The sequence below is a fragment of the Serratia sp. K-E0102 genome (assembly GCF_029962625.1).
GTDB classification, from domain to species: Bacteria; Pseudomonadota; Gammaproteobacteria; order Enterobacterales; family Enterobacteriaceae; genus Serratia; species Serratia sarumanii.
Genome location: NZ_CP124754.1, coordinates 4,085,136 through 4,111,178 on the forward strand (window position 1 = coordinate 4,085,136; position 26,043 = coordinate 4,111,178).

The window sequence follows — 26,043 nt, forward strand, 5'->3', positions numbered from 1 at the left end:
TCCGGCCCTTGCGGGTCACTCTTTTCACGCCGTATGCGTTTACCGGGTGGCCAGCAACGAACCGCCGCCGTTTGACTGATTGGCGCTGAACAGCTGACCGCCGCCGTTGTTCTTCAGCACCCAGACGCGGCCGTAGTGGTTGTAGTACCCCGCCGAGTGGCCGGCATCCGGCCCGATGCCCTGATACATGTCAAAATGCTGGCCCTTGATGGCGCCGCCCACGTCGAGCGCGACCATCAGACGCATCTCGTATTTTCCCGTGAATTTACCCTTGTTGTCCAGCAGCGGCACTTCGGCCAGCAGCGTGGTGCCCGCCGGGATCAGCGAACGATCGGAGGCCACCGAGGCTTTGGCGATCAGCGGCACCGCGCTGGCACCTCTCACCGGCGCAAAAGCTTCCGGGCGGAAAAACACGAACGATGGGTTTTGCTCCAGCAGCTCACGCACCTCTGCGGCGCTGTGGGTATCCGCCCACTGACGGATCGCCTGCATCGACATGTCCGCCTTGGCCACTTCGCCGCGATCGATCAGCACCTTGCCGATGCTGCGATAGGCGTGGCCGTTCTTGCCGCCGTAGCCGAAGAACACCAGCGGCTGGCCGTTGCCGTAGTCGACATAGCCGCTGCCCTGGACTTCCATCATGAAGTTGTCCATCAGCGAGTTGGTGTAAGCGATGATATAGCGATCGTCGAGCGCGCCGGAATAGATGCCCGCGCGATCCGGCAAGCGGCCCCTGCCCTTCGGCGGCATGCGGTACAGCGGATAGCGGAACTCGCCCTGTTGGGTATAGCGCGCCTGTACCACCGGCGTGTAGTAGCCGGTAAACTGCACGTTGCCGTAATTGTCGACGCCTTCCATCTGGTAAGCGCTGAGGCCATACTGGCTCAGCATGCGCGTGTCGGCGCCGGACGCCATCCAATTTTGTACCGCCTGATAGGTGCCGTTGTTGCGGTTGAACAGCGAAGGCGACGCGTACTTGATCTCCATCAGCTGATCCGAATAATCCTTGGCGTTGACCGGCGAACCTTTGGCGTTGGGCTGATTGACCAGCTCCAGCGACTGATCCAGACGGCCGTCTTTATATTGCTGACCCCGATCGGTCGGCTTGGACGAACAGCCCGCCAACACCGCCACCATCAACCCGCCCAGCAGGTATTTGCCCCAACGTCCTTTCATCGCGCACACTCTCAAACTGATATGATCTACCGGCTGAACGATAACAAACGCTCATTGATAAAGGAATCGCTGCAAATAAAAAAAGCCGCACGGAGGATAGTGATGAAAAAGAAGGCAAATTGCGGGCAAATTCAGCAGAAAAACGGGTTTAGGCCAATAAAATGCAAAAAGGGTTTGCAACAAAACGCATGGAGAGTATAGTGCGCATCCATCGGACGCGGGGTGGAGCAGCCTGGTAGCTCGTCGGGCTCATAACCCGAAGGTCGTCGGTTCAAATCCGGCCCCCGCAACCAACCGATGCCGCAGCGGCGGTATTTTGCGTTTGGCTTCGATAACAAAGTATTACACGGACGCGGGGTGGAGCAGCCTGGTAGCTCGTCGGGCTCATAACCCGAAGGTCGTCGGTTCAAATCCGGCCCCCGCAACCAACCGAATGTCGTACCAGCGGCATAACATGCACGGTGGTTCGTAGTAATACAGCACCAAGACGGACGCGGGGTGGAGCAGCCTGGTAGCTCGTCGGGCTCATAACCCGAAGGTCGTCGGTTCAAATCCGGCCCCCGCAACCAACTCTTGATGACAACAGACAAGCACCCTGACGGGTGTTTTTTTGTATCTGCAATCCGCGAAACTAGCCGGACTCGCGCCCGGCCCTGCTTCTATCGGCTCGCCAGCGCGCCGCCGTTGGCGAAATAAGCCTTGATGCCCGCCAGAATCGACTCCGCCACCTGCTGCTGGAAATGGCTGGTGCGCAGCTTGCGCTCCTCTTCGATATTGCTGATAAACGCCGTCTCCACCAGGATCGACGGGATATCCGGCGCCTTTAACACCGCAAAACCGGCCTGATCGACGCGATTCTTGTGCAGCCGGTTGATTTTCCCCATCCGATTCAACACTTCCTTGCCGAACTTCAGGCTGTCGTTGATGGTCGCGGTCTGGATCAGATCGAACATGGTGTGGTCGAGATAACGGTCGCCGCTCTTGCTGACGCCGCCGATTTGGTCCGAGGCGTTCTGCGTCTGCGCCAGGAACTTGGCCGCCGAGCTGGTGGCGCCCTTGGTGGACAGCGCGAACACCGACGAACCGCGCGCGGCGCGGCTGGTGAAGGCGTCGGCGTGAATCGAAACGAACAGATCCGCGCGCTGCTTGCGCGCCTTGGCGACGCGCACCTTGAGCGGGATAAACACGTCTTCGTTGCGCGTCATGAACACTTTCATGTTCGGCTCGCGCTTGATCATGGCGCTCAGCTTGCGGGCAATCTGCAACACAATGTCTTTCTCGCGCGTCTTGTACTTGCCGATAGCGCCGGGATCTTCGCCGCCGTGGCCGGGATCCAGCATGATGACGATCGGCCGATCGCGCCCCGCCTTGCCGGCCTGCGGCGCTTCCGGCGGCAGCGTGCGCTCCAGATCGCCCTTGTTGTAATCTTCCAGTAACGCCAGCAGCGGATCATACTCCTCGCCGCCGCTGCTGCCCTTGGTCGGATAGAGATCCATCACCAGGCGATTGCGATACTCCGGCACCGGCGCCAGCGTAAAAATATGCGGGCTGACGCTCTGCTTGAGCTCCAGCACCAGCCGCACGGTATTCTGATCGAACTGGCCGACGCGCGCCTGCTTGAGATACGGATCGTCGGCGCGCACCTGCCCGGCGATGCCTTTCAGCACGCTGTTGAGGTGGACGCCTTCGATATCCACCACCACGCGATCGGGATTGGTCAGGGCAAACTGCTTGTATTTCAGCTCGACGTTGGATTCCAGCGTGACGCGGGTATAGGTGGAGGATGGCCAGACGCGCACGGCGATCACGTGCGATGACGCGGCGAAGCCCGTGCGACTCACACTCAGCAACCAGCTGGCGGCAACGCCCTGTAATAAACGACGGCGGCCCAGATTGTGATTAGAGTTTGGCATGCGGCTCCGGCAGTAATAGCTGTTTACAACAGATGAAAAAAACATCAATAAAATGGGGATGCCGAAAACTTTAACCAATCATTCCAGCCCTGTCATCAGAAAATCTTTTTATGGTTTTTCAATTTATTAACGATTTAGCGCCCTTAGCGCACTCTTCATGATGATTTCTCGCTTGCCATCGGCGCCATAAAAGAATAAAAATACAAAAATACCGTATAAATATGCAAAAGAGGTTTGTCGTGAAGGAACGTAGTACAGAGCTGGTGCAAGGATTCCGTCACTCAGTCCCCTATATCAACGCCCACCGCGGCAAAACGTTTGTCATCATGCTCGGCGGGGAAGCCATCGAACACGAGAATTTCTCCAACATCGTCAATGATATCGGGCTGCTGCATAGTCTGGGCATTCGCCTGGTGGTGGTTTACGGCGCGCGGCCGCAGATCGACGCTAACCTGGCGCAGCATAACTTTGAGCCGATCTACCACAAGCACACCCGCGTGACCGACGCCCATACGCTCGAACTGGTCAAGCAAGCTGCCGGTTTGTTGCAGCTCGACATCACCGCCCGGCTGTCGATGAGCCTCAACAATACGCCGCTGCAGGGCGCGCATATCAACGTGGTCAGCGGCAACTTCATCATCGCGCAACCGCTGGGCATCGATGACGGTATCGACTACTGTCACAGCGGCCGCATTCGCCGCATCGATGAAGACGCGATCCACCGCCAGCTCGACAGCAACGCCATCGTGCTGATCGGCCCGGTCGCGGTTTCCGTTACCGGCGAGAGCTTCAACCTGACCTCGGAAGAAGTGGCCACCCAGCTGGCAATCAAGCTGAAAGCGGAAAAAATGATCGGCTTCTGCTCCTCGCAGGGCGTGACCGACGCGGAGGGTAACATCCTTTCCGAGCTGTTCCCCAACGACGCGCAAAAGCGTCTTGAAGAGCTGGAAGAAGGCGGCGATTACCATTCCGGCACCGTGCGCTTCCTGCGCGGCGCGGTGAAAGGCTGCCGCAGCGGCGTGCGCCGCAGCCACCTGATCAGCTATCAAGAGGACGGCGCGCTGGTGCAGGAGCTGTTCTCGCGCGACGGCATCGGCACCCAAATCGTGATGGAGAGCGCCGAACAGGTGCGTCGGGCGACGATCAACGACATCGGCGGCATCCTGGAGCTGATTCGGCCACTCGAGCAGCAGGGTATTCTGGTGCGCCGTTCGCGTGAACAGCTGGAGATGGAAATCGACAAGTTCACCATTATCGAACGCGACAACCTGACCATCGCCTGCGCGGCGCTGTACCCGTTCTTGGAGGAAAAAATCGGTGAGATGGCCTGTGTGGCGGTACACCCCGATTACCGCAGCTCATCGCGCGGCGAGATGCTGCTGCAGCGGGTAGAAAATCAGGCGCGGCAGATGGGGCTGAAGAAGCTGTTCGTGCTGACCACCCGCAGCATCCACTGGTTCCAGGAGCGTGGCTTTACCCCGGCGGAGGTCGACGTGCTGCCGATGCAGAAACAGGCGTTGTACAACTACCAGCGCCGCTCCAAAATTCTGCTGGCGGATCTGTAATCCCTGCGGGCGCGGCCGTTGCCGCGCCCCTCAGCGCTTATTCCGTCGCCTGCAGCCGTTCAGCCAATCCGCTGCGGCGCTGGGTCGGCGTGCGAATGGCCCGCAGCAGCACCGCCTCCGTAGCGTACAGCGAAAGCAGCTTACGCGCGCGAGTGATCGCGGTATAGACCAGCTCACGCGTCAACACCGGCAGGAAGTGATTCGGCAACACCAGCACCGTATGGTCAAACTCCGATCCCTGAGATTTGTGCACCGTCATCGCATAAGCGGTTTCATGCGCCGGCAAACGGCTTGGCTGTACCGACTTGATGCTGCCGTCGGGCAGTTGGAAATGCACGCGCAGATCGCCGTGCTCATCCGGCAACGTAATGCCGATATCCCCATTGAACAGCCCCAGCGAGCTGTCATTGCGGCCGATCATCACCGGCCGCCCCTGGTACCAGCGGCCGAGCACGCCCGGCTTGCGGTCAATTAAACCGGCACGCTGCAGCCCGAGCTCAATGCGCTCGTTCAGGCCGGCGACGCCGAACGGCCCTTCACGCAGCGCGCATAGAACCTGGAAACGGCCAAAGGCCGCCAGCACCGTCGCCGCGTCCGCCCCTTCTGCGGTCAGCCGCAAATAGTCGCGGTAGCCCGCCACGCAGGCATCCAACAGCGCCTGATACTCTTCGCTCGTCGCCAGCGCATAGCCCGCAACATCACCGAAACTGCCGTTTAATGCCGCCAGCGCGCGATCCCCCGCTCCGGCGTTGACCGCCAACGCCAGCTGACCGATGCCGGAACGGGCGTCGAAGCGATAGCTCTTGCGCAGCAGGCACAGGCTGTCGCGCACCGCCGCTTCCGCGTCGGCCTGCTGCCCCGTGAGCGAACAACCGGTCAGGCGGCTCAGCTCAGCGGCGCGCGCATCGCTGTATCCCTGCTCGGCAAAACGGCAAATATCGCCCAGCACCGCGCCGGCCTCCACCGAAGCCAGCTGATCGCGGTCGCCGAGGAAAATCACCCGCGCCCGATCGGGCAGCGCGGCAATCAGGCGCGCCATCATCGGCAGATCGACCATCGAGGCCTCATCCACCACCAGCACATCCAAATGCAGCCGGTTGCCACGGTGATAACGCATGCGCTGACTGTTCGGTTGCGCCCCCAACAGACGGTGCAACGTCGCCGCCTCCGTCGGGAACAGCGCCTGCTGCGCCGGGGTCAACGCCAGCTGGCGGCTGGCGCTGCCAAGCGACTCCGTCAGGCGCGCCGCCGCCTTACCGGTCGGCGCCGCCAGCTGAATGCGCAAGCGCGCGCTTTCATCCAGCTGCACCAGCGCCGCCAACAGTTTGGCGACGGTGGTGGTTTTACCGGTGCCCGGCCCGCCGGAAATGACCGCAATGCGCCGCGTGGCGGCCACCGCGGCGGCGATTTTCTGCCAGTCGGGCTCGTCGCTCGCGGCGCCGAACAAGCTGTCGAGAATGGTGCGCAGCTCAGCCTCCGGCACCGCCAGCGACTCGCCTTCGCCGCCGATAAACGCCGCCACTTCGCCTTCGTTTTGCCACATGCGCTGCAGATACAGGCGCGGCCCGCGCAGCACCAGCGGCGTAGCGCCGCTGCCGTCCCCGACCGCCGCGCTGGCCGCCAAACGCTGCTGCCAACGCGCGCTATCCGGCCGCCCGGCCGCCTCCCACACCGCCAGCGCCAACGCCGGCTGGCGCCCTTCAAACAGCGTGTCCGCCTGCAGCTGCTCCAGCATCAGGCAGACGTGACCGGCCCCCGCCTCTGCGCTCAGGCAGGCGGCGGCCAGCAAAATATCGGGCTCGTCTTCGCTCGCCACCACGCGGGCGAACTGCACGTCCAGCGGGCGCAGCACGCCAAGCGCCACCGCCTGCTCCAGCAGTGCGATCATGATCCTTCCTCCGTCGCCGCAGCTTCGCCGCTGAACAAGCGATCCATCCCCTCCACCAGCTCAAGCTCGGGGAGACAGGTGAAAATGCCGTTGCCCGGGTGCGCCGCATCCACGCCGCGCAGGAACAGATAAATCACCCCGCCAAAATGGCGCCGATAATCGTAATCCGGCAACCGATGACGCAGATAACGATGCAGCGCCAGCGTATACAGCTGGTATTGCAGATCGTAACGATGCTCCGCCATCGCCTGCTCCATGGCCGGCCGGGTATAGGCGCTACTGTCTTCCCCCAGCCAGTTGGACTTGTAGTCCAGCAGGTAGTATTTGCCCTGCCAGCAGAACACCAGGTCGATAAAGCCTTTCAGCATGCCCTGCACCTGATGAAAATCTAGCGCCGGGCAGCGGGCGGAAAGCGGATCGTAACGCTTCACCAGGGCATCGAGCGCCTTCGCCTGCAACAACCGGTTAATCGGCAAATAGAACTGCAGCTCGGCCTGCTTGTGCTGCGGCGTCAGCGCCGACAACGTCACGCCGCTGTCGTCGAGCGGCGTATTGAGCAACACCTGCATCCACGCCAGCAGAATCGGCTGCCAGTGCTCGGCAAATCCTTGCTGTTGCAGCTGTTCCTGCAGCCACTGTTCGTCCAGCGGCTGGGTGAAGTCCAGCGTTTCAAACAGGCTGTGCAGGAAGGTGCCGGGCGTTGCGCCGCGCGGGAAGGTATGCGGTGTGAGCGCTGGCTCACTCTCCTCACCCCGCTCGCCCGCGGCGTCGACATCCAGACGCGGCAGCAGATCCTGCATCAGGCTCGAACCGTGCTGTTGCAAACCGGTATAGCTGGTCACCCGCCAAAAATCCTGGATCCGTCGGGTAAAGTTTTTCGCCGCCAGCGTAGCGGCCAGCGATGCCTGGGGCTGCCAGGGCGCCTCGTCCGGCGGTTCCACCAGCGACAGCGCGATGCCGCCGCCCGCCAATTGCTGCAGGCGCTCCTGCAGATACGCGGCGTCGCCGGCCTGCCCGCCCTGCACCAGATAACCCAATGCGCTGCGGTGCAGATCGGTATCGCCCTGTTTCTTGCGCGTGCCCTGGAACAGCGGCGCGATGCCGATGCTGCAGTGGTACACCGAGCGGGTCAGCGCCACGTACAACAGGCGCAGGTCTTCTGCCAACCGCTCTTCCTCCGCCCAGGCCTGGCTCTCTTCATTGGCGTCGAGATCCAGCAACGCCTGGAAGCTATGGCGATCGTGATACAGCGCCTGCTGCTGCTGGCGAAAATTGCCGACGAACGGCAGCCACACCAGATCGAACTCCAGCCCCTTGGATTTATGAATCGTGATCACCTGCACCAGATGCCGGTCGCTCTCCAGCCGCAGTTGCTGATTATCGGACTGGCGATTAGGCTGGGCGATCTGCTGTGCCAGCCAGCGCACCAGCGCATGTTCGCTGTCGAGTTGCGCCGCCGCCTCTTGCAACAACTCCCCCAGATGCAGCACGTCGGTCAAACGACGCTCGCCACCGGCGCTGGCCAGCAGGTTCTCCGCCAGCTGGCGCGCTTTCATCACCTCGCTCAGCATCGGCAACACGCCGCGGCGCAGCCAGAGCGTGCGGTAATCATCGAATTCGTTAACCAGCTCGTCCCAGGCACGCTCATCGCGGCTCAGGCCGTCCAGCGTCGGCGCGTCCAGCCCCATCAGCCCGGTGGCCATGGCGCTGCGCAGCGTGCGCTCCTGCTCCGGCGCCAACACCGCCTGCAGCAACCACAGCAGGTCTTTGGCCTCCGGGGTGTCGAACACGCTGTCGCGGTTGGACAGGTAGACCGACGGAATGGACAGCGCGCTCAGCGCATCGCGCACCAACGCCGCCTCATTGCGGCTGCGCACCAGCACCGTGATATCGGAAGCTTGTACCGGCCTTGGCTCCTTGCCGCCCTGCAGCCACGCCTGGCCCTGCTGCCCGGCGCTGAGCCAGTCGCGAATTTGCGTGGCGCACAGGCGCGCCATCAGCTGTTGGTAATCACTTACACCGGCGCCTTCCCCCTGCTGCAGCCAGAACTGCATCGCCGGTTGCGGCTTGCCGTGCAGGTCAAACGCCAGCCCTTGGTTCTTTTCCGTCGCGCTGACCTCGATAAAGGGGATTTGGCCGAACAGGAAAGGTTTTTCTACCTGAGAAAACAGGTGATTAACGCTGGCGACCATCGACGGCGACGAGCGCCAGTTGGTCTCCAGCGTATAGTGGGCGCTCACCTCTGAGCGCGCCCGCATGTAGGTAAAGATATCGGCACCGCGGAAGGCGTAAATCGCCTGCTTGGGATCGCCGATCAACAGCAGGCCGCAATCGGGCCGGCCGACGTAAAGCTTTTGGAAAATGCGATATTGCTGCGGATCGGTGTCCTGGAATTCATCGATCATCGCCACCGGATAGCGCTGACGGATCGCCTGCGCCAGCTGTTCGCCGCCGCCGCTTTGCAGGGCGCCGTCCAAACGGCTAAGCAGGTCGTCAAACCCCAGCTCGGCGCGCTGGCGCTTTTCTTGTTGAATGGAAGTGCGGATCTCGCTGAGCGCGCGCGCCATGATCAGGTCGCGCAGCGTCAAGGGTTCATCGAACAGCTCGTCGATCGCCGTGAACAGCGCATGCCGCGGCGGCTCGCCTTTCTTGGTCTTCTCCAGCAGCACCGACTGGCGAAATTTATCCAGTTCCTTCGGCAACTGGTAGTCCTGAGTCTCCTGCCCGCTCCATTCGCCGACCTTGTTCAGCCAGTTCGGCAGGTGTTTACTGCTGTAACTGCGTTTATCGACGCCGGACTGGGCGATCAACGCCTCCAGATCGCCCGCCACCGCACGCCATTGCGCTTTGATGGCATCGATGCGCGCGACGATCTGCTCGTGGCGCATCAGGACGGTTTCTTCGTCCTTCGGCGGTCGGCGCAGCGCCGGCGCCTCACCGTGCAGATAGCCGGAGAGATCGGCCAGCAACGCTTCCGGGCCACTCCACTCCTGGCTGACCGCACGCGCCACGCCCAGCGGCAACGGATAGCAGTGGCGACGCCAGAAATCGGCACAGGCCTGCCGCCGCAGCGGCAACTCGTCCTGCACCAGCGTTTGTTCAAACAGCATGCCGGATTCGAAGGCGTTGTGCGTCAGCATTCGTTGGCAAAAGCCGTGAATGGTGTAGATCGCCGCTTCGTCCATCTGCCGCTCCGCCGCCAGCAGCTGCGAGGCGGCGTCGGTCAAATCGTCAATTTCAGCCATCAGCGCCGAAAACAGCGGGTTGGCGCTGACGCCCCGCACGCAAGCGATGCGCAGCCCGTGGATATTGTCGCGGATACGCCCGCGCAGCTCCTCGGTGGCGGCCTCGGTAAAGGTCACCACCAGAATTTCTTCGACCGTCAGCGGGCGAGGAAACGCCGCTTCACCGCCCAACCCCAGCAGCAAACGCAGATACAGCGCGCCGATGGTAAAGGTTTTGCCGGTGCCCGCCGACGCCTCGATCAGGCGTTCGCCGAACAGCGGCAGCGTCAGCGGCTCCAGCCTCTGCGGGGCAGTTTCCGTCATGGCGTCGCCACTTTGCGCGGCAAGATCTGCTGCAATGCAGACGCGTTCGGATAGGTGACCCAGCCCTTAGGCGCCGCGTAATCCGCCTTGTCTTGCCCGCTGCCGCTCACCTGCGACAGCACCGCCAGCCCCTGTGGCTGGATCACCGCCTGGTGGAAATAATCCGCCAGTTTGGCCGGCGTCAGCTGTTGCACCTGCGCGATCAGCTTCTGACGGGTATCGAAGGCGAAATTGCCGCGATCGAAATCGTTGGCGAACCGGCTGGCCTCTTCGCTCAGGGTTTGCGGCCGCTGCTTCAGCTCATTGATCAGCGCCTGTTTGTACTGCTCAAAGTCCGCTTCGCTCATGTCGCGCAAGCGTTTCTCGGTTTTCGGATAGAAATCCTGATAGCGCTGGTACAGGTAGGCCGGCTGTTTGCTGTTGCTCTGCAACAGGAAGCCCACGCCCCATTGGCGCCCCACCGACATTGGGAAGGCGAAGACCGCATACCCCAATTGCTCCTGAGTGCGCAGCTGGCTATAGAACCACGGCTGAATAATCTGCCCCAGCATGGAGCTGTAGGCCATGCCGGCCACTTCGTCGTAGCCGGTCGGCACATAGACCGCCGCCAGCGCCGAATCGGTGCTGCTGCCCACCTGTTGCAGGTTGGCAAGCTGATTCTTGTCCACCACCACGTCTTCGCCGTGCCACCATTCGATGCCGGTACAGCCCAGGCGATGTTTCAGCGTCGACGCCAGCGTGTCGACCTGCTGCTTGCTCATGTTGCCCACCACCAGCAGCTCCGGCGTAGCCTCGGCCAGCAGGCTGTCGCGATAGGCCAGCACGTCTTTCAGCGTCAGCGTCTTCAGCACTTCGCGGCGTTCGCTGCGTTCGGAATACGGCACGCGGGAAACCATCTGCACCGGCTGAATGGCCAATTCAAACGCCTTGCCCTTCTCGGCGGCGTCCAACTGCTCCAGATACCAGGACTTGGCCTGCGCCAGCTGATCTTCCGTCGGCGTGAAGCTGGAATAGCCTTCGATCAGCGCCGTCAGCAACTGCGGCAGGCGCTGGGTAAAGCCGTTGGCATTAAACATCAGGCCGTTGTTCGGCGAGGTCGAGAAGCTCAGCCCGCCAACCGATGCCTGATAGCTCAGCTGATCCAGCGCGAGGCCGGCCAGATAATCCGTCAGCGAGAACAGCACCTGGTTGCGCGCGGAATCCATAGTCTTGGCGTTGCGGAAAGCGACGGTGACGTCGGCCTTCGGCTCATCGGCGAAGTAACGGCTCGGCATGTACAGCACGCGCAAACCGGGGTTATCCACCACCATTTCCGGCTTTTTGAACTCGTGCGACGGCTTGGTCAGGGTAAAGTCATCCGGGATGTACGGATTGAGCGTCGGTAACGACAGGGAAATCCCACTCCCTAACTGCTGCCACTGCGTAAAGCGCTGCGGCGTGATTTTGTCGACCTGGTAAGGCGCATTGACGAAATAGGCCGTCTTGTTGTGCGGCTCATCCGGACTGACGAACCAGATGCGGGCGTTTTGCGGCGTCATGCCGTCCAGGCGTTCGGCGATCGCCTTAGGATCATAGCGATCGGCTAGGTAAGGCGCGTCCAGCGCATGTTCAACCGGCACGCGCAGCATGGTGTCCACCAGCCATTCGATATAGTCCATGTCGCGCGTGATCGACGGATAACGGAAATCCAGGTTGAGAACATGCGAGATTTCGTCGAAGTAACTTTGCTTGATGCCTTCGCTGCGCAGCATTTTCAGGTAGTTGAAAATGGCGGCGACGACCTCGTCGCGCTTGGCCAGGCCTTTGTCGGTCAGTGAAACGCTGATGGCGAAGACGCCGCCGTTGCGATCCACCATCGGATCGGCGCCGGCATTGATGGCGTCCGCCAGCCCCTGCTTCTGCAGCCAGTCAGACAGGGTGTTTTTACTGCGGTTGCCGATCAGGTAGCTGATGTAGGTATCGGTTTTGCTGCGAAACGCGGCGCTGTTGTTATCGATGCGAAACTCGACCTTCAACTGTTTGCGCGGCTGTGCCGGCACATAGTGAATGATGATGCCCTGCTGTTCCGGCGTCACGGCCGGCACGGTGATCGGCGGCACGGTGGCGTCGTGATTCGGCACGCGGCCAAAGGTTTTCGCCGCAATATCAGCCAGCTGCGGCAGCGGCTGATTGCCGTACAAAACGCCCATCATCAAATTGGCGGAATAGTAGCGTTTATAGAAGCCGGTCAGCTCATCGTGCAGCTTGCTGTCCGGCTTGTCTTTCAGCGTATCGAGATTGCCGCCGGAGAAGCGCGCGCTCGGGTGCGCCGGGTTAAGGGTTTCCGCGCCCACCTGCGCCATACGCATACCGTCGCGCGAACGCGCCATCGTCAACTCGGCGTTAACCGCGTTGCGCTCACGGTCGGCATTGCCCGGATCCAGCAGCGGCTCGGCAATGGCGTCGGCCATGCGATCGACCGCCGGCTCCAGCGCGTCATTTTCCACTTCCAGATAGAAGGCGGTGCGATAAGAAGCCGTGCTGGCGTTGTGGCTGCCGCCATGCTTTTTCAGGAACTCGGACAGGTTTTCCGGCTCTGGATAGCGCTTGGAGCCCATCAGCACCATATGTTCCAGATAGTGCGCCAAACCCAGTTGGCTGTTCGGATCTTCAAGCGAGCCGACCGGCAATGCCAGCGCCGCCAGCGATTTCGGCGCCTGGGCATCGGACACCAGCAACACCGTCATGCCGTTAGTCAATTTGATCGCCTCATACTGACGCGGATCGTGTTCGCTTTTGTTGATCTTCTCCGCCAGCGGTTGCCATCCTTGCGCGGCCCAACTCAACGGCGCCCAACACATAGCCAATAATACCAGCCCGGTGATACGGGCCAACTGTCTGCGCATATCCAAAATAAACCCCTATTCTGACGTCGCTGCGCCCACTCCCTGACGGTGGCGACGTTCATCAAAACCACATAACCAAATCTGTACTCACCGGGTTCTTCGCCAATATGGCGACCCGAACTCGGCGGGTATATGCCTGTACGTTATGTAAGACCGGGAATGACCCCAATGGTTGAATATAACCTTCGTTATTTTTACCACCTACCGCCGCACAGCACCACCGGGGGATTGTTACCCCAGGTTATGCCGCGCCACCGGCAGCAGATAACGCTCTGTTTCGGCCAGTATTTGCGCTAAGTATTCATTATCCAATTGGCGAAACACTCGCTGCACGTAGGGATCTTCCCCTTCTCCGGGAATGCGCTGATCGCCCTGCCAGGCCTGCAGCAATTTGGCGCGCGCCTTGATTTGCGCGTCTTCCTCCCAGTCGATTTGCTGCGTTTCCGGCAGATAGCACTGACTCAGCCACGCCCAGCCGCTCTTGTTCAGCAACAGCAGCGGCTGACTCAGACCGCGCTGATAGCCCGTCAGCAGTTCCGCCAGCTGCGCCTGTGCCTCTTCAGGCGCCAGCGCGGCAAAGCGCCAGGCGGAGTTCTTGCGGCCATACATGCGGCTCTCGCCGGTGCCGCCGGCGCAGCAGTACACCAGGTGCTCCAGCCACAGCAATATGCCATCCACCGCCGACAGCGTCGCGGGCCGCCAGCGCAACAGGCCGTCACCCTGCACCTGATGCAGCCAGCCGCTGAGGCGCACGCCGGCGATATCGATATCCAGCTCCAGGCTATGGCTCTCTGCGCGTTCCGCACGCACCTGCTCGGCCAGTTCGCTCATCTCTTCCTGCTGCTTTTGCCAATAAATTTCGCCGAAGGCGCCATAGGGCAAGCCGCCGCCGGCGCGCACCCGTTGGAACAGCCGTTCGGGATCGTCGCCGTCGATCAGCGTATTCAGCAGTTGGCTGTTGAACTGGTAGCGGCTGAGGTTATCCAGCGTGAAGGGCTCTTCGTCCGGCAACTCGGTCTCTTCCAGGATAAAACTGACGCCCAACCGCAGTTGGAAAAACGCGCGAATCGGATGGCGGTAAAACCGCAGCAGTTCATCCAGCGATATTTGCTGCAGCGCTTCGGCGGGCAGCGGCTGGTTGAACGCCGGATGCGCCGCACCGCGCCCATCGGCGGCGGGCAGCCACTCGGCGGCATAGCTTTGCTCCTCCGAGCCCGGCAAGAAGTTCTCGGCGGCGAACGGCATGCGCGCGTGCCACTTCAGCAAGTGCTCACCAACCCGCCGGGCGCTGTCGTCTGCGCTAAGCTCTTCATCTCCCGGCAGGCAATAGCTTTGTTCCAGGTACTCCAGCAGCTCGGTGACCAGTACCGAAGGGTAGCGCGGGCTGTTGTCCTGAATGGAACGGCCGATGAAACTGATATACAGCCGCTGCTGAGCGGACAAAATCGCTTCCAGGAACAGATAACGGTCGTCATCGCGTCGGCTGCGGTCGCCGCGTTTGACCTGCTGCGCCATCAGATCGAAACCCAGCGGCGGCAGCGTGCGCGGATACACGCCGTCGTTCATGCCCAGCAGGCACACCACCTTGAACGGAATGGAACGCATCGGCATCAGCGTACAGAAGTTGATTTGCCCGGCGAGGAAGCGCTGGCTGATGCGCTCCTGATCGAGACGCGCCGCCAGATCGTCCCGCAGAATGGTCAACGGCACCTCATCGGGATAGCGCGCCGCCAGGCCAAAATTAATGGCCTGCTGCCACTGCTGTTCGATCAGCGCCAGCACCACCTCGGTGTCGCTGTCCGCAGCGAAGAAAGCATCCAGCAGTTGCCGGCAGAGCGGCAGCCACGCCTCGAGCGGGCGCGCTTCGCTCAAGATTTGCCGCCAGTGGCTGAGCTGCGCCAGCAGGTCTGCCAGCTGCCCCGCCAGTTCGGCGACCAATCCGCTCGATTCGTCGTAAGGCAAAATGCCCTGCCAATCGCCGGCATTGCTGTCCATCGCGTAGCCAAGCAACATGCGCGTGATGCCAAAGCGCCAGGTATGTTGGCCGGTGGCGGGCAGATCCAGTTCGCGCACGTTATCGTCGTCCAGGCCCCAGCGCACGCCGGATTCACCGACCCAATGGCGCAGCAGGCGCAGCCCCTCTTCGCCAATGGCGAAACGGGCGGCCAGGGCCGGCACCTCAAGCAGCGCCAGCACCTGTTCCGAGGTAAAACGGCTTTGCGGCAGATCGAGCAGTGAAATGAACGCCTGCAGCGCAGGATGCGCCTGGCGCGCTTTACGGTCGGAAATGGCGAACGGCAGGTAGCGCTCGGCAGGGACATTGCCGAACACTGCCTGAATATAAGGCGTGTAGCTGTCGATATCCGCGACCATCACGATGATGTCGCGCGGCGTCAACGACGGATCCTGCGCCAGCATGGTCAGCAGTTGATCGTGCAGCACCTCCACTTCCCGCTGCGGGCTGTGGCAGGCATGCAGGCTGAGGGAGCGGTCGTTCTCATCCAGCGGACGTTTGCTGAAGCTGCTTTCCAGCGTTTCCGCGGTAATACCGATCACCGCATGGTCTTCCAGCTCCAGCATGTCGCGCTGAACGGCGTGCAGCATGGTATCGGCCGGGATATCGACAAAGGCGTCAACCTCTTGCGCCCCTTCCATCTGCGACAGCAGATAGAGGTGATCGCGCCCCAGCTTGCCCCAAGAGGCCAGCAGCGGGTTGCTGAGCTGCTGCTGGCCTTCGGCGTCAAACAGGCGCGCCGCGTCATCCGGCTGGCGGAACAGCCCGTGCTCACGAGCCTGGTGGTAGTGACGGCGCTTGCGGCTCTGCAAGCGAGCCAGGAAAGCGTAATCCTGAATGTCGCCCCAGTAATAGCGACAGGGGTTGGTGAACATCAGGTGGATATCGATATGCCGCCCCAGCGCCTGCAGCGCCTCCAAATAGACCGGCGGCAACGCCGAGATGCCGCAGATAAACACCCGCGGCGGCAAACCGGGCGGACAGGTTTTTGCCTGCTCCAGCGCGTGGATAAAGCGGCTGTACAGATTGGCGCGGTGCCATTCCGGCTGCCCCAGCTCGCGCGTGTACTCCACCAATCGTGCCCAGAGTGGTGCCTGCCATTGCTGAGCCTCCGCCAGGCCGTCGATGCGCTCACCGCGCTGCCAGCTCTCCAGCCACTGCGGGCGATAAACCAAATATTGGTCGAACAGGTCGGCGACCCGGCCGGCCAACTGGTGAATCTTGCGCTTGTCACCGTCATCGGTCAGATAGTGCTGCAGTGGCGCAAACGCCGGCTGAGTCAGCATCTCCGGCAGCAACCACATCAGCTTCCAGGTCATGGCGTCCTTGCTGAAGGCGCTCTCTTTCGGGATATCCGGCAACACCCGGGTGAACATGTCCCAAATAAAGGTCGCCGGCAGCGGAAACGCAATATTGGCGGCGATGCCGAACTGTTCCGCCAACTGCATCTGCAGCCATTGCGCCATACCGGGGCTCTGCACCAGCACCACTTCCGGTTGAAAAGGATCGGCCAACGGATCTCTGGCTATCAGCGCGCTGGTCAGCGTTTTCAACAAATCCAGCTGATTGGAATGATAAACCGTGAACATCAAGGCTCCTTTAAAACAAAAGACATACCGGCTTAAAAGCGGGTGCAATACCAGCGACTCAGCGTCGCCCACTGCCGCTGCGGCGTTTGGACTCTAATCGTCAATCGGCGGCAATCACTCTCCGCATCGTCAAGCGCCGTCTCGCGTCGCCAACCTTCCGGCGGCGATTCGGCCTCGAGCCGCCCGGTGACGGCGAACGCTTCTAACTGCTGATGCGCCAGCGCCCAGGCTTGCCGGTAGTGCCACTGGCGCTGAAACGACTGCAACAGCACCTGATGATACTGTAACAAGCCAAGCAGCGACACCGAGAACAGCAAGGCCGCCACCAACACTTCCGGCAGGCTGAAGCCGTTGCGGGATAGCCGCCCTGCCCGAGCGTTAGCCGTCACAGTCGGTCAGCCTTTTCTCTGGGCAAAAATCCAGCCGACCGCCCGGCTGAGCTTGCACCTTGCCAGCGGTCTCTGCGCCGTTAAAGGTGCCCCACTGATACAGCCAAAGCGGTTCACCGCCGCGCATCTCACCAAGGCCGCGTATCGTCACAACGCCCGCTCTGGCAGACAGCCGGGCGCAGGCCGTCAGTTCCGCGCGCTGCCTGCATAACCAGGCCGCCGCACTCAGCTCGGCGCGTGGCCAGCGCTGGCCCATGCCCCAACTCAGCGCCGAAGCGGCCTGATTATAAGCCTGAAGGTAACGCTGCTGATCGGCGGCCAGTAACAGCGCGTTATCCAACTGCCGATGCTGAGCGTTAAGCAACATCAGCCCCAGCGCCAACAGCAACATCACCGCCGCCAGAGTGCTACCGCCCCGCTGGGTTCGCCAATTCATGGCAGCGCCGCCATTTCGACGCTCGCACTCAGGCTGCGCCGGATACGCGTATCGCTGGCGGAGCGCCCCGCCAGCGTCAGGCGAGCCAAGGTCGCGCCATGATCGCCCCGCTCGATCGCCACATGAAACCGCTCAATGCGCACTTCGTCATAATCGAGCAAACGCTCCCAGCCACCGCCATCGCATTGGCTCACGCCGCGCTGCCCTTCCAAGCCGCCATTGCGCAGCCGGTAACCGAAATAGCCCGCATCCTCGCCCGAAGCGAGCCATTGCCCGCTGCGAGCGATGTCGTAGGCAACGATAACGCAACTGCCCGCCGCTTCTCCCGATGCCTGACCGATCAGCAACGGACGGCCGGCGCACTGCCCGGCGCAAAAACCGGCGCGGCGCAGATCTTTCTCAATGCCGAACGCCAGTTGCCGCAGCGTTGACTCCAGCCGAAAGTGCTGGCTGACGACCACGCTTTGCTGGCGCAACAACGGATAGGTTTTCGCCGCGCCGAGCGCGATCACGCTGCCGAAGACCAACGCCAACATCACCTCCGGCAAGGTAAAACCGCGTTCTAAAGTCAACATAGCGCAATGCCTCTGACCCGCTGCCCTTCGCTGCACAAACGCAGCCGCCCACGGGCGGACAGCACCAGCCGCAGGCTGCCTGCGTCGTTGCTGAGAAGGATGTGCCCCGCCTGCGCAGTATTGCGCAAACCGTAAAACCCAATCTCTTTGCCGGTGTAGCCGCTCAAAGCGACGTCACGATAAAACGGCGAGAAAACGGCGCCTTCGGCGGAAGCGCAATCCGTCGGCGGCACGCCACCGCCCAGACACCAGGGCGTGCCGTTCTTGAACCACAGCAGCGTCGCGCGGTTACGCCAGTTGGCGTCCGCCTGCAATCGCAGCAAAAACGCCAGCAGCTGCTGAGCCGTGTGTTCCAGCCGCAGCGCTTGCTGATGATAACGCCATTGCCCGACGCCCCAGCCGGTGAGCATGCCGGCGATCAATATCGCCGCCAACAGCTCAATCAGCGTCATGCCACGCTGGCGATCATCGATGTTCGAGAGAGTATTGTCTTTCATGCCGCCAGTGTAAGGATCGCCACAATGCGGTAAAGCCGCATGCGTAATCGCTGCGGCAAGCTGCGCAATGTTTTATTTACGACGGCAGAGGACGACAAAAAAATGCGGCGCGGTGCGCAATGCGGATAAAAAAAGGGGGGCAATCTCTGCCCCCCTGGTGTGATGCGGTTAAGGTTAGATCGCGACCGGCGCCTTGATGGCCGGGTGCGGATCGTAACCTTCGATCTCGAAGTCTTCGAAACGGTAATCGAACAGCGAAGCCGGCTTGCGTTTGATCACCAGTTTCGGCAACGGACGCGGTTCACGCGTTAGCTGCAGCCGAGTCTGTTCCATGTGGTTGCTGTACAGGTGGGTATCGCCGCCGGTCCAGACGAAATCGCCCACTTCCAGATCGCACTGCTGCGCCATCATATGCACCAGCAGCGCGTAGCTGGCGATGTTGAACGGCAGGCCGAGGAACACGTCGCAGGAACGCTGGTACAGCTGGCAAGAGAGCTTGCCGTCCGCGACGTAGAACTGGAAGAACGCGTGGCACGGCGCCAACGCCATCTGATCCAGCTCGCCGACGTTCCAGGCGGAAACGATGATGCGGCGCGAATCCGGATCCTGCTTCAGCTGTTGGAGCACGTTGCTCAGCTGATCGATCTGACGGCCGTCCGCCGCGCCCCAGGCGCGCCACTGTTTGCCGTACACCGGGCCGAGATCGCCGTTTTCATCGGCCCACTCGTCCCAAATGGTGACCTTGTTGTCACGCAGGTAGGCGATGTTGGTATCGCCGTTCAGGAACCACAACAGCTCATGAATGATCGAACGAAGATGACATTTCTTGGTGGTCACCAACGGGAAACCTTCCTGCAAGTTGAAACGCATCTGATGGCCGAAAATCGACAGCGTGCCAGTGCCGGTACGGTCGGCTTTAGGGGTGCCCTCGGCGAGCACCTTGTTCATCAAATCCAGATACTGTTTCATTTGTCCCTCACGACATTTGTTGCTGCGGGCGACGACGGTACGCCCAAATCATCATAATAATACCGGCCACCACCATCGGGATGGACAGGATCTGCCCCATGCTGATCACGCCGTCGAACAGGCCGAGCTGGGCATCCGGCTGGCGGAATGCTTCAACGATGATGCGGAATGCGCCATAACCGATCAGGAACAGGCCCGAGACGGCGCCCATCGGCCGCGGCTTGCGAATAAACAGGTTCAGAATGATAAACAGCACCACGCCTTCCAGCAGCAGTTCATACAGCTGCGACGGGTGGCGCGGCAGTACGCCGTACTGATTCAATAACGGCAGCAAGGAAGGATCGGCAGCGGCGAGGGCCACGTCTTCGCTGCGCGAACTTGGGAACAGCATCGCCCAAGGGGTATCGGTGGTCACGCGGCCCCACAGTTCACCGTTGATGAAGTTGCCGAGGCGGCCGGCGCCCAGGCCGAATGGGATCAATGGCGCGATAAAATCGGAAACCTGGAAGAAGGTGCGTTTGGTGCGGCGAGCGAACCAGAACATCACCAGAATCACCCCCATCAAGCCGCCGTGGAACGACATGCCGCCATCCCAGACCTTGAACAGATAGAGCGGGTTATCCAGGAACAGCGGCAGGTTATAGAACAGCACATAGCCTACGCGGCCGCCGACGAATACGCCCAGGAAACCGGCGTAGAGCAGGTTTTCAACTTCGTCTTTGGTCCAGCCGCTGCCCGGCTTGTTGGCGCGGCGCACCGCCAGCCACATGGCAAAAACGAAGCCGACCAGGTACATCAGGCCATACCAATGCAGAGAAACCGGGCCAATGGAGAAAATGACCGGATCAAATTTAGGAAACGCCAGATAGCTATTGCTCATCTATCACCACAACATGTCTGTTATTTTTCCCCATGCGGGGGCGGCAGGTGCCAAGCGGCGGCGGAGATTGTCCCGCGTCTTGCAAGCAGCAGCATTGGCCGCTGCGGTGTGCAAGGCGACGAGCCTGCGCCGCACTGAGGTTGCGCATCATAACATAGGCTTAGCGCGGTCCGGTCCGGCAGGCCGAGAAAAGTTCTGTAAAAAAATCACAACGCGCGGCGGCTACCGGCCCCCGCGGATCAACCCGCCCATGCCGCGCCGCTCCATAAACGCCGCCACCAAATGGCGCACTTCGGTGGTCATCTGGGTGTTCAACACCCGCTGCGCCAACATTTCGGCGTCGGCAAGGTCGATATGTCGCAGCAGGTATTTGATGCGCGCCACGCTGCGGCCGTTCATGCTCAGGTTGCGATAGCCCATGCCCACCAGCAACAGCGCGCCCATGGGATCGCCGGCCAGTTCACCGCACAGGCTAAGCTGCAGCCCGGCCGCTTTCCCCTGCTCGGCGATCAGTTTCAGCACCTGCAGCATCGCGGGGTGCAAACTGTCATACAGCGAGGCGACTCGGGTATTGTTGCGATCCACCGCCAACAGGTACTGGGTCAAATCGTTGGTGCCGACCGAGATGAAATCAACGCGCCCGGCCAGATGCGGGATCAGGAAAATCATCGACGGCACTTCCAGCATCACGCCGATTTTCGGTTTCGGGATCGCATAGCCAAGCACCTCTTCCACCTCGCGCCCGGCGCGGTCAATCAGGCGTTTGGCCTCATCGACCTCTTCCAGGCTGGTGATCATCGGCAACAAAATGCCCAGATTGCCGGTGCCGGCGTTGGCGCGCAGCATCGCGCGCACCTGAATCAAAAAGATCTCCGGCTGATCCAGGGTGATACGGATGCCGCGCCAGCCCAGGCAGGGGTTCTCTTCGCTGATCGGCATATAGGGCAGCTGCTTATCGGCGCCGATGTCCAGGGTGCGCAGCGTAACCGGCTTGCTCGGGTAAAGCTGCAGCATGCCCTGGTACTGCGCGACCTGTTCCTCTTCGGAGGGGAAGCCGCTTTGCAACATGAACGGGATTTCGGTGCGGTATAACCCCACGCCATCTACCCGGCCGCCCAACAGCTGTTCATGTTCCGGGCTGAGGCCGGCATTCAGCATCACCTGAATGCGCTCGCCGCTTTTCAACTGCGCCGGCTGCTCGACGTCGTCTTCCGCCAGCTTGCTCAGTTCCAGCTCTTCGCTGATCAGCCGTTGATATTCCTGCACCAGCACCGGTTCAGGATCGACCAGCAGTTCACCGCGATAACCGTCGACGATCAGCAGCCGTTGGCTGAGCAGAGAAGGCTGGATGTCGGCGCCCATCACCGTCGGCACCCCCATCGCCCGCACCAGAATCGCCGCATGCGAGTTGGCGGCACCGTCGCGCACCACCACGCCGACCAGGCGATCCTGCGGCACTTCGGCCAGCAATGTCGCGGTCAGCTCATCCGCCACCAGCACAAAACGCGCCGGCCACTGGGTAGCGCCCTGAGTGGTGTCGTCGAGGTGGAACAGCAGACGCTGGCCCAGCGCGCGCAGATCGCTGCCGCGCTCGCGCATGTAGGTGTCCTGCAGTTTGGCGAACTGCTCGGCAAAGGCCTCTATCACCTGTTTCACCGCCCACTCCGCCACCGAACCGTTGTCGATTTCGGCGAACAGTTCGCGCTTGAGGCGGGCGTCGTTTAGCAGGTGAGAGTAAAGATCGAAGATCGCCGCGCTCTCCTTTTGCGAACTGGCGGCAAAACGCTTGCTGAAGCGGCGAAACTCCGCGCCGGCCTCTTCCAGCGCCAGCGTCAGGCGCTCGCGCTCGCTGGCGGTGTCCAGCGTCGAAGCGCGGTAAACCTGATCGAGCGAAGGCTGGCTGCTGTCCTGCCACCCTTCCGCCACCGCCACGCCGGGCGAGGCCGCCAGCGCGCGCACGCGCGTTTGGCGATACTGGCCGAAAATGGCGTTGAGCTGCGACTGTGACAGGATCCCGGCCATCTGCGTGGCCAGGGTGACCATGAAAGACTCTTCGCTTTCGTCGAACTGGCGCAGCTCGCGCTGCTGCACCACCAGCACACCCAGCAGCTGGCGCCGATGAATGATCGGCACCCCGAGGAAGGATCGGAAACGATCCTCTTTCACCTGCGGGACGTATTTGAAACTGGGGTGGCTTTGGGCATCGGCCAGGTTGATAGGCTCGGCTCTGCGGCCGACCAACCCGACGACGCCCTCGTCAAACGCCAATGCGATAGTGCGCCCGCGCGGCTTTTTCAGCCCGCGCGTGGCCATCAGGTAGTAGCAGCGGCGATCGTTGTCCGCCAGATAGATGGAACACACTTCGGTGTCCATCGCCAGACAGGTTTCATTGACCAGCAGATCCAGCGCATCCGTCAGACTGGCCGCCGCAGCCACCTTCTCTACAATTTCTCGCAAGCGCGTGAGCATAGTCGGCTTAACTTAACCTCTCTTTCGGCGATAAGCAGGAGCCTGCCGCGGCGCCGCCTGCTCTTGCATCGGCATCACGGTCACGGCGAATTCTTTCATCACCCGGCGGTAGACGTCGCGTTTGAACGACACCACCTGGCGTACCGGATACCAGAAGCTCACCCAGCGCCAACCGTCGAACTCCGGCGTGCTGCTGCGCTGCATATTGATATCAGCGTCATTGCACAGTAGCTGCAACAAAAACCATTTTTGCTTTTGGCCGATACAAACCGGCTTTGTGTCCCAACGCACCAAACGTTTCGGCAATTTATAGCGCAACCAGTTGCGGGTCGAAGCCAGGATGCGCACATCCTTTTTACTCAGCCCCACTTCTTCGAACAGCTCACGGTACATCGCCTGCTCCGCAGTTTCGCCAGGGTTAATCCCACCTTGGGGAAACTGCCAGGAGTGCTGACCGTAACGGCGGGCCCATAAGACCTGCCCCTGACGATTACAGATTACGATACCAACATTCGGGCGGTAGCCATCATCATCGATCACCGGACTACCTCGATAAGCTTAAATTCGCATAGATGTCCTGATTGTTTCACACAAGCTACAGGCGGTAAACCACTGCTTTACGGCGCTGCGGGCCGAATAACATTGGGATAACTCACAGATATAGGCAAAGTTATAAACATACCCTAGCCTTTCAGACCGGTTTTATTCACTTTTTCTGTGGATAGGTGTGTGCAGAACTCGAGGAATAAGCCGGTAAAACTCTCCCCCCCCAAAATCCCCCCTCAACACTAAAAATAAATATTTATTTTAAAAACATATAATTACACATTAACGCATCGTTATATACAGGGCAAAAATGTGATCTGTGCACGGTAAGGATCTTACCCTGGCGAAAGATCCACCAACGTCGTTTTTATCCACAGATTATCCGGGCAAGTTACGCACAAAACGGACAAATTCGTAAAAAACCGCCCGAGTCAAGGCTGTAAATTGAACCAGTGATCGGCAAAAATTTGGGTTATCCCAAAAATCTGTGGATAAATAGGTGTAAGATCCTGTTTATTGTCGGTGGCTTCAGGTGAACAAGCCCCGCCAGTGCATTGTCCACCACGCCAAGAAAGGAAAAAAGTCATGTAAAATCATGCTACTATTATTCTTTTCCCCAAGCGATGGCGGTTATCGCTCACCGTGCATAATTGCAGTACGTTTTTCAACCAAATTAGACAGGCTTGATTTATGGCGTTTTTATCCCCTTTGCCGCCCCCGCCGGAAAATGAACGGCAGCTGTTCGAGCGCGCTCAGGCGCTGGCCGGCGCCAGCTTTGGCGAACTGGCCGCTCGCGCGCAGCTGCCGATCCCCAAGGATCTGAAACGCGATAAAGGTTGGGTAGGCATGCTGCTGGAGCTGTATCTCGGCGCCATGGCCGGCAGCAAACCGGAGCAGGACTTTCCCGAGCTGGGCATCGAGCTGAAAACCATTCCTGTCGATGCCGCCGGCAAACCGCTGGAAACCACTTTTGTCTGCGTCGCTCCGCTCACCGGCAACAGCGGCGTCACCTGGGCCAACAGCCACGTTCGCTACAAGCTGGCGCGCGTGTTGTGGATACCGGTAGAAGGCGAACGCCAGATCCCGCTGGCCGAACGCCGCGTCGGTTCGCCGCTGCTGTGGAGCCCAAGCGCGGCAGAAGACGAAATGCTGCGCCGCGACTGGGAAGAATTGATGGATCTGATCGTGCTCGGCCACGTAGAGCGCATCACCGCACGCCACGGCGAAGTGCTGCAGCTGCGCCCCAAAGCGGCTAACAGCAAGGCGCTCACCGAAGCCATCGGCGAACAAGGGCAACCGATCATGACGCTGCCGCGCGGCTTCTATCTGAAAAAGAGTTTTACCGGCGCGCTGCTGGCAAGACATTTCTCAATCTAAGCGATTTCGTTTAACTCTGGTTTAGCTGCCCCTATCAGCGCCATGATAAACGCGTATAATTCACGCTTTGCATTTATTAAGTATTAATAAGGTGTGTCGAGCAATGTTCGAATGGATTATGGATCCCAATGCCTGGTTAGCGTTAGGCACGCTAACCATTCTTGAGATCGTACTGGGTATTGATAACATCATTTTTCTGTCGCTGGTGGTGGCCAAGCTGCCCAAAGCGCAACAGAACAAAGCTCGCCGGATCGGGCTGGCCGCCGCCATGCTTATGCGCCTGGCGCTGCTGGCTTCCATCGCCTGGGTGATCCGCCTGACCCATCCGCTGTTTACCGTGATGGAGCACAGCGTATCCGCTCGCGATCTGATCCTGCTGCTGGGCGGGCTGTTCCTGATCTGGAAAGCCAGTAAAGAGATCCACGAAACCATCGAAGGGTCGGAAGAAGAGCACCACACCAAGGTGCACAGCTTCTTCGGCGCGATCGTGCAGATCATGCTGTTGGATATTATCTTCAGCCTGGATTCGGTGATTACCGCCGTGGGCCTTTCCGACCATCTGTTCATCATGATGGCGGCAGTGGTGATCGCCGTCGGCGTGATGATGTTCGCTGCCCGACCGATCGGCGAATTCGTCAACCGCCATCCGTCGGTGAAAATGCTGGCGCTGGCGTTCCTGATCCTGGTGGGCTTCACGCTGATGCTGGAAAGCTTCCAGGTGCACGTGCCAAAAGGCTACATCTACTTCGCCATGTTCTTCTCGATGTCGGTAGAAGCGCTCAATCTGATGCGCAGCAAAAAAAATCGCGCGCCGGAATAACGCTATCTATATGAAAGCCGCCATTGGCGGCTTTCATCACTTCGTTGACCTCTCATTTCACTTTTTCTTATCAGATAAAGACTTATCTGAGACGCGCTTCGCCGAGAGTTTGCTAATCTTGAAAGAACATTATTTTCTGCATAATCGAGGATCCGCAGGATGAAAAAGTGGGTAATGGCAGTGTCTGCGCTGGTGATGGTGGCTGGCCTGGCGGGGTGTTCCAGCGACTACGTGATGGCGACCAAAGACGGCAACATGATCCTGACGCAAGGCAAACCGGAGATCGATGAAGATACCGGCCTCATCAGCTATAAAGACGAGAAAGGCAACCAGCGCCAGATCAACGGCGATCAAGTTTCTCAGGTTATCGAACGCTAATCACCGCCCGCCGGCTATCGCCCGTTCAAGCGCGGTAGCCCCCATTCGCGTCCGCACGGAATCCGCTTCCCCCATCTTCACCGCTTGGTTATAGTCAGGAAAGGCGACATCGCCGCCCGACGGACTCTG

General features: G+C 60.5%; 18 protein-coding genes and 3 tRNA genes. 7 read left to right on the forward strand and 14 right to left on the reverse strand.

The features are described 5' to 3' along the window. Window positions 1–39: 39 nt before the first annotated feature. Entirely contained in the window at window positions 40–1,176 is a 1,137-nt protein-coding gene (gene mltA / locus SSARUM2_RS19460; RefSeq protein WP_047570717.1) for a murein transglycosylase A, read from the reverse strand. Window positions 1,177–1,392: 216 nt separating this feature from the next. Here mltA and SSARUM2_RS19465 point away from each other — a divergent pair. The 3 genes from SSARUM2_RS19465 to SSARUM2_RS19475 all read left to right on the forward strand — a co-directional run bounded on the left by SSARUM2_RS19465 (window position 1,393) and on the right by SSARUM2_RS19475 (window position 1,745). After that, window positions 1,393–1,469, forward strand: a tRNA-Met gene (locus tag SSARUM2_RS19465). Window positions 1,470–1,527: 58 nt separating this feature from the next. Continuing rightward, window positions 1,528–1,604: transfer RNA gene (locus tag SSARUM2_RS19470), tRNA-Met, on the forward strand. Between the two features lie 64 nt (window positions 1,605–1,668). Further along, a tRNA-Met gene (locus tag SSARUM2_RS19475) sits at window positions 1,669–1,745 on the forward strand. A 90-nt stretch (window positions 1,746–1,835) separates the two neighbouring features. Here the strand turns inward: SSARUM2_RS19475 and amiC are convergent. Continuing rightward, window positions 1,836–3,089, reverse strand: a complete 1,254-nt coding sequence (amiC, locus tag SSARUM2_RS19480; protein WP_033635752.1) for an N-acetylmuramoyl-L-alanine amidase AmiC — start codon at window positions 3,087–3,089, stop codon at window positions 1,836–1,838. A gap of 221 nt (window positions 3,090–3,310) precedes the next feature. Here amiC and argA point away from each other — a divergent pair, with 221 nt between their 5' ends. Then, entirely contained in the window at window positions 3,311–4,654 is a 1,344-nt protein-coding gene (gene argA / locus SSARUM2_RS19485; protein ID WP_049232224.1) for an amino-acid N-acetyltransferase, read from the forward strand. Between the two features lie 37 nt (window positions 4,655–4,691). On the opposite strand, the gene recD is transcribed toward argA, so the two are convergent. The 12 genes from recD to rppH form a co-directional block, all read right to left on the reverse strand. Next, on the reverse strand, window positions 4,692–6,542 hold the full coding sequence (gene recD / locus SSARUM2_RS19490) for an exodeoxyribonuclease V subunit alpha (RefSeq protein ID WP_060438380.1): 1,851 nt from the start codon (window positions 6,540–6,542) through the stop codon (window positions 4,692–4,694). Continuing rightward, window positions 6,539–10,090, reverse strand: a complete 3,552-nt coding sequence (gene recB / locus SSARUM2_RS19495) for an exodeoxyribonuclease V subunit beta (RefSeq protein WP_060438381.1) — start codon at window positions 10,088–10,090, stop codon at window positions 6,539–6,541. Before recB ends, recD begins: the two co-directional genes overlap by 4 nt. Further along, complete coding sequence (gene ptrA, locus SSARUM2_RS19500) at window positions 10,087–12,975, reverse strand: pitrilysin (protein WP_060438801.1); 2,889 nt, start codon at window positions 12,973–12,975, stop codon at window positions 10,087–10,089. The genes recB and ptrA overlap by 4 nt, the downstream gene beginning before the upstream one ends. Window positions 12,976–13,206: 231 nt before the next feature. Continuing rightward, the gene (gene recC, locus SSARUM2_RS19505; protein WP_060438382.1) at window positions 13,207–16,578 is read right to left on the reverse strand and encodes an exodeoxyribonuclease V subunit gamma; all 3,372 of its coding nucleotides are present in this window, start codon (window positions 16,576–16,578) and stop codon (window positions 13,207–13,209) included. A 32-nt stretch (window positions 16,579–16,610) separates the two neighbouring features. Next, complete coding sequence (locus tag SSARUM2_RS19510) at window positions 16,611–16,967, reverse strand: prepilin-type N-terminal cleavage/methylation domain-containing protein (protein WP_060438383.1); 357 nt, start codon at window positions 16,965–16,967, stop codon at window positions 16,611–16,613. Continuing rightward, window positions 16,957–17,403, reverse strand: coding sequence for a YgdB family protein (locus SSARUM2_RS19515; protein ID WP_049194757.1), 447 nt, complete (start codon window positions 17,401–17,403; stop codon window positions 16,957–16,959). The genes SSARUM2_RS19510 and SSARUM2_RS19515 overlap by 11 nt, the downstream gene beginning before the upstream one ends. Next, window positions 17,400–17,978, reverse strand: a complete 579-nt coding sequence (locus SSARUM2_RS19520; protein WP_041036506.1) for a prepilin peptidase-dependent protein — start codon at window positions 17,976–17,978, stop codon at window positions 17,400–17,402. The genes SSARUM2_RS19515 and SSARUM2_RS19520 overlap by 4 nt, the downstream gene beginning before the upstream one ends. Next, window positions 17,972–18,475, reverse strand: a complete 504-nt coding sequence (locus SSARUM2_RS19525; protein WP_049212619.1) for a prepilin peptidase-dependent protein — start codon at window positions 18,473–18,475, stop codon at window positions 17,972–17,974. The genes SSARUM2_RS19520 and SSARUM2_RS19525 overlap by 7 nt, the downstream gene beginning before the upstream one ends. A 174-nt stretch (window positions 18,476–18,649) precedes the next feature. Next, window positions 18,650–19,444: a thymidylate synthase gene (thyA, locus tag SSARUM2_RS19530; RefSeq protein WP_060427140.1), complete on the reverse strand. Its 795-nt coding sequence runs from the start codon at window positions 19,442–19,444 to the stop codon at window positions 18,650–18,652. A gap of 7 nt (window positions 19,445–19,451) precedes the next feature. Then, window positions 19,452–20,324, reverse strand: a complete 873-nt coding sequence (gene lgt / locus SSARUM2_RS19535) for a prolipoprotein diacylglyceryl transferase (protein WP_033649501.1) — start codon at window positions 20,322–20,324, stop codon at window positions 19,452–19,454. Between the two features lie 222 nt (window positions 20,325–20,546). Next, the gene (gene ptsP, locus SSARUM2_RS19540) at window positions 20,547–22,793 is read right to left on the reverse strand and encodes a phosphoenolpyruvate--protein phosphotransferase (protein WP_033635762.1); all 2,247 of its coding nucleotides are present in this window, start codon (window positions 22,791–22,793) and stop codon (window positions 20,547–20,549) included. A gap of 12 nt (window positions 22,794–22,805) precedes the next feature. After that, the gene (gene rppH, locus SSARUM2_RS19545) at window positions 22,806–23,333 is read right to left on the reverse strand and encodes an RNA pyrophosphohydrolase (protein ID WP_004931849.1); all 528 of its coding nucleotides are present in this window, start codon (window positions 23,331–23,333) and stop codon (window positions 22,806–22,808) included. 696 nt (window positions 23,334–24,029) lie between these two features. Between rppH and mutH the strand changes: the two genes are divergently transcribed. The 3 genes from mutH (at window position 24,030) to SSARUM2_RS19560 (ending at window position 25,914) form a co-directional block, all read left to right on the forward strand. Next, window positions 24,030–24,716 (forward strand): DNA mismatch repair endonuclease MutH, encoded by a 687-nt coding sequence (gene mutH, locus SSARUM2_RS19550; protein ID WP_033635764.1) that lies wholly within the window; start codon window positions 24,030–24,032, stop codon window positions 24,714–24,716. Between the two features lie 103 nt (window positions 24,717–24,819). Then, a complete protein-coding gene (locus SSARUM2_RS19555) occupies window positions 24,820–25,536 on the forward strand; it encodes a TerC family protein (RefSeq protein ID WP_033635765.1) in 717 nt (238 codons plus the stop codon). Window positions 25,537–25,695: 159 nt separating this feature from the next. Further along, window positions 25,696–25,914 (forward strand): YgdI/YgdR family lipoprotein, encoded by a 219-nt coding sequence (locus tag SSARUM2_RS19560; protein WP_033635766.1) that lies wholly within the window; start codon window positions 25,696–25,698, stop codon window positions 25,912–25,914. The last annotated feature ends 129 nt before the right edge of the window (window positions 25,915–26,043 follow it).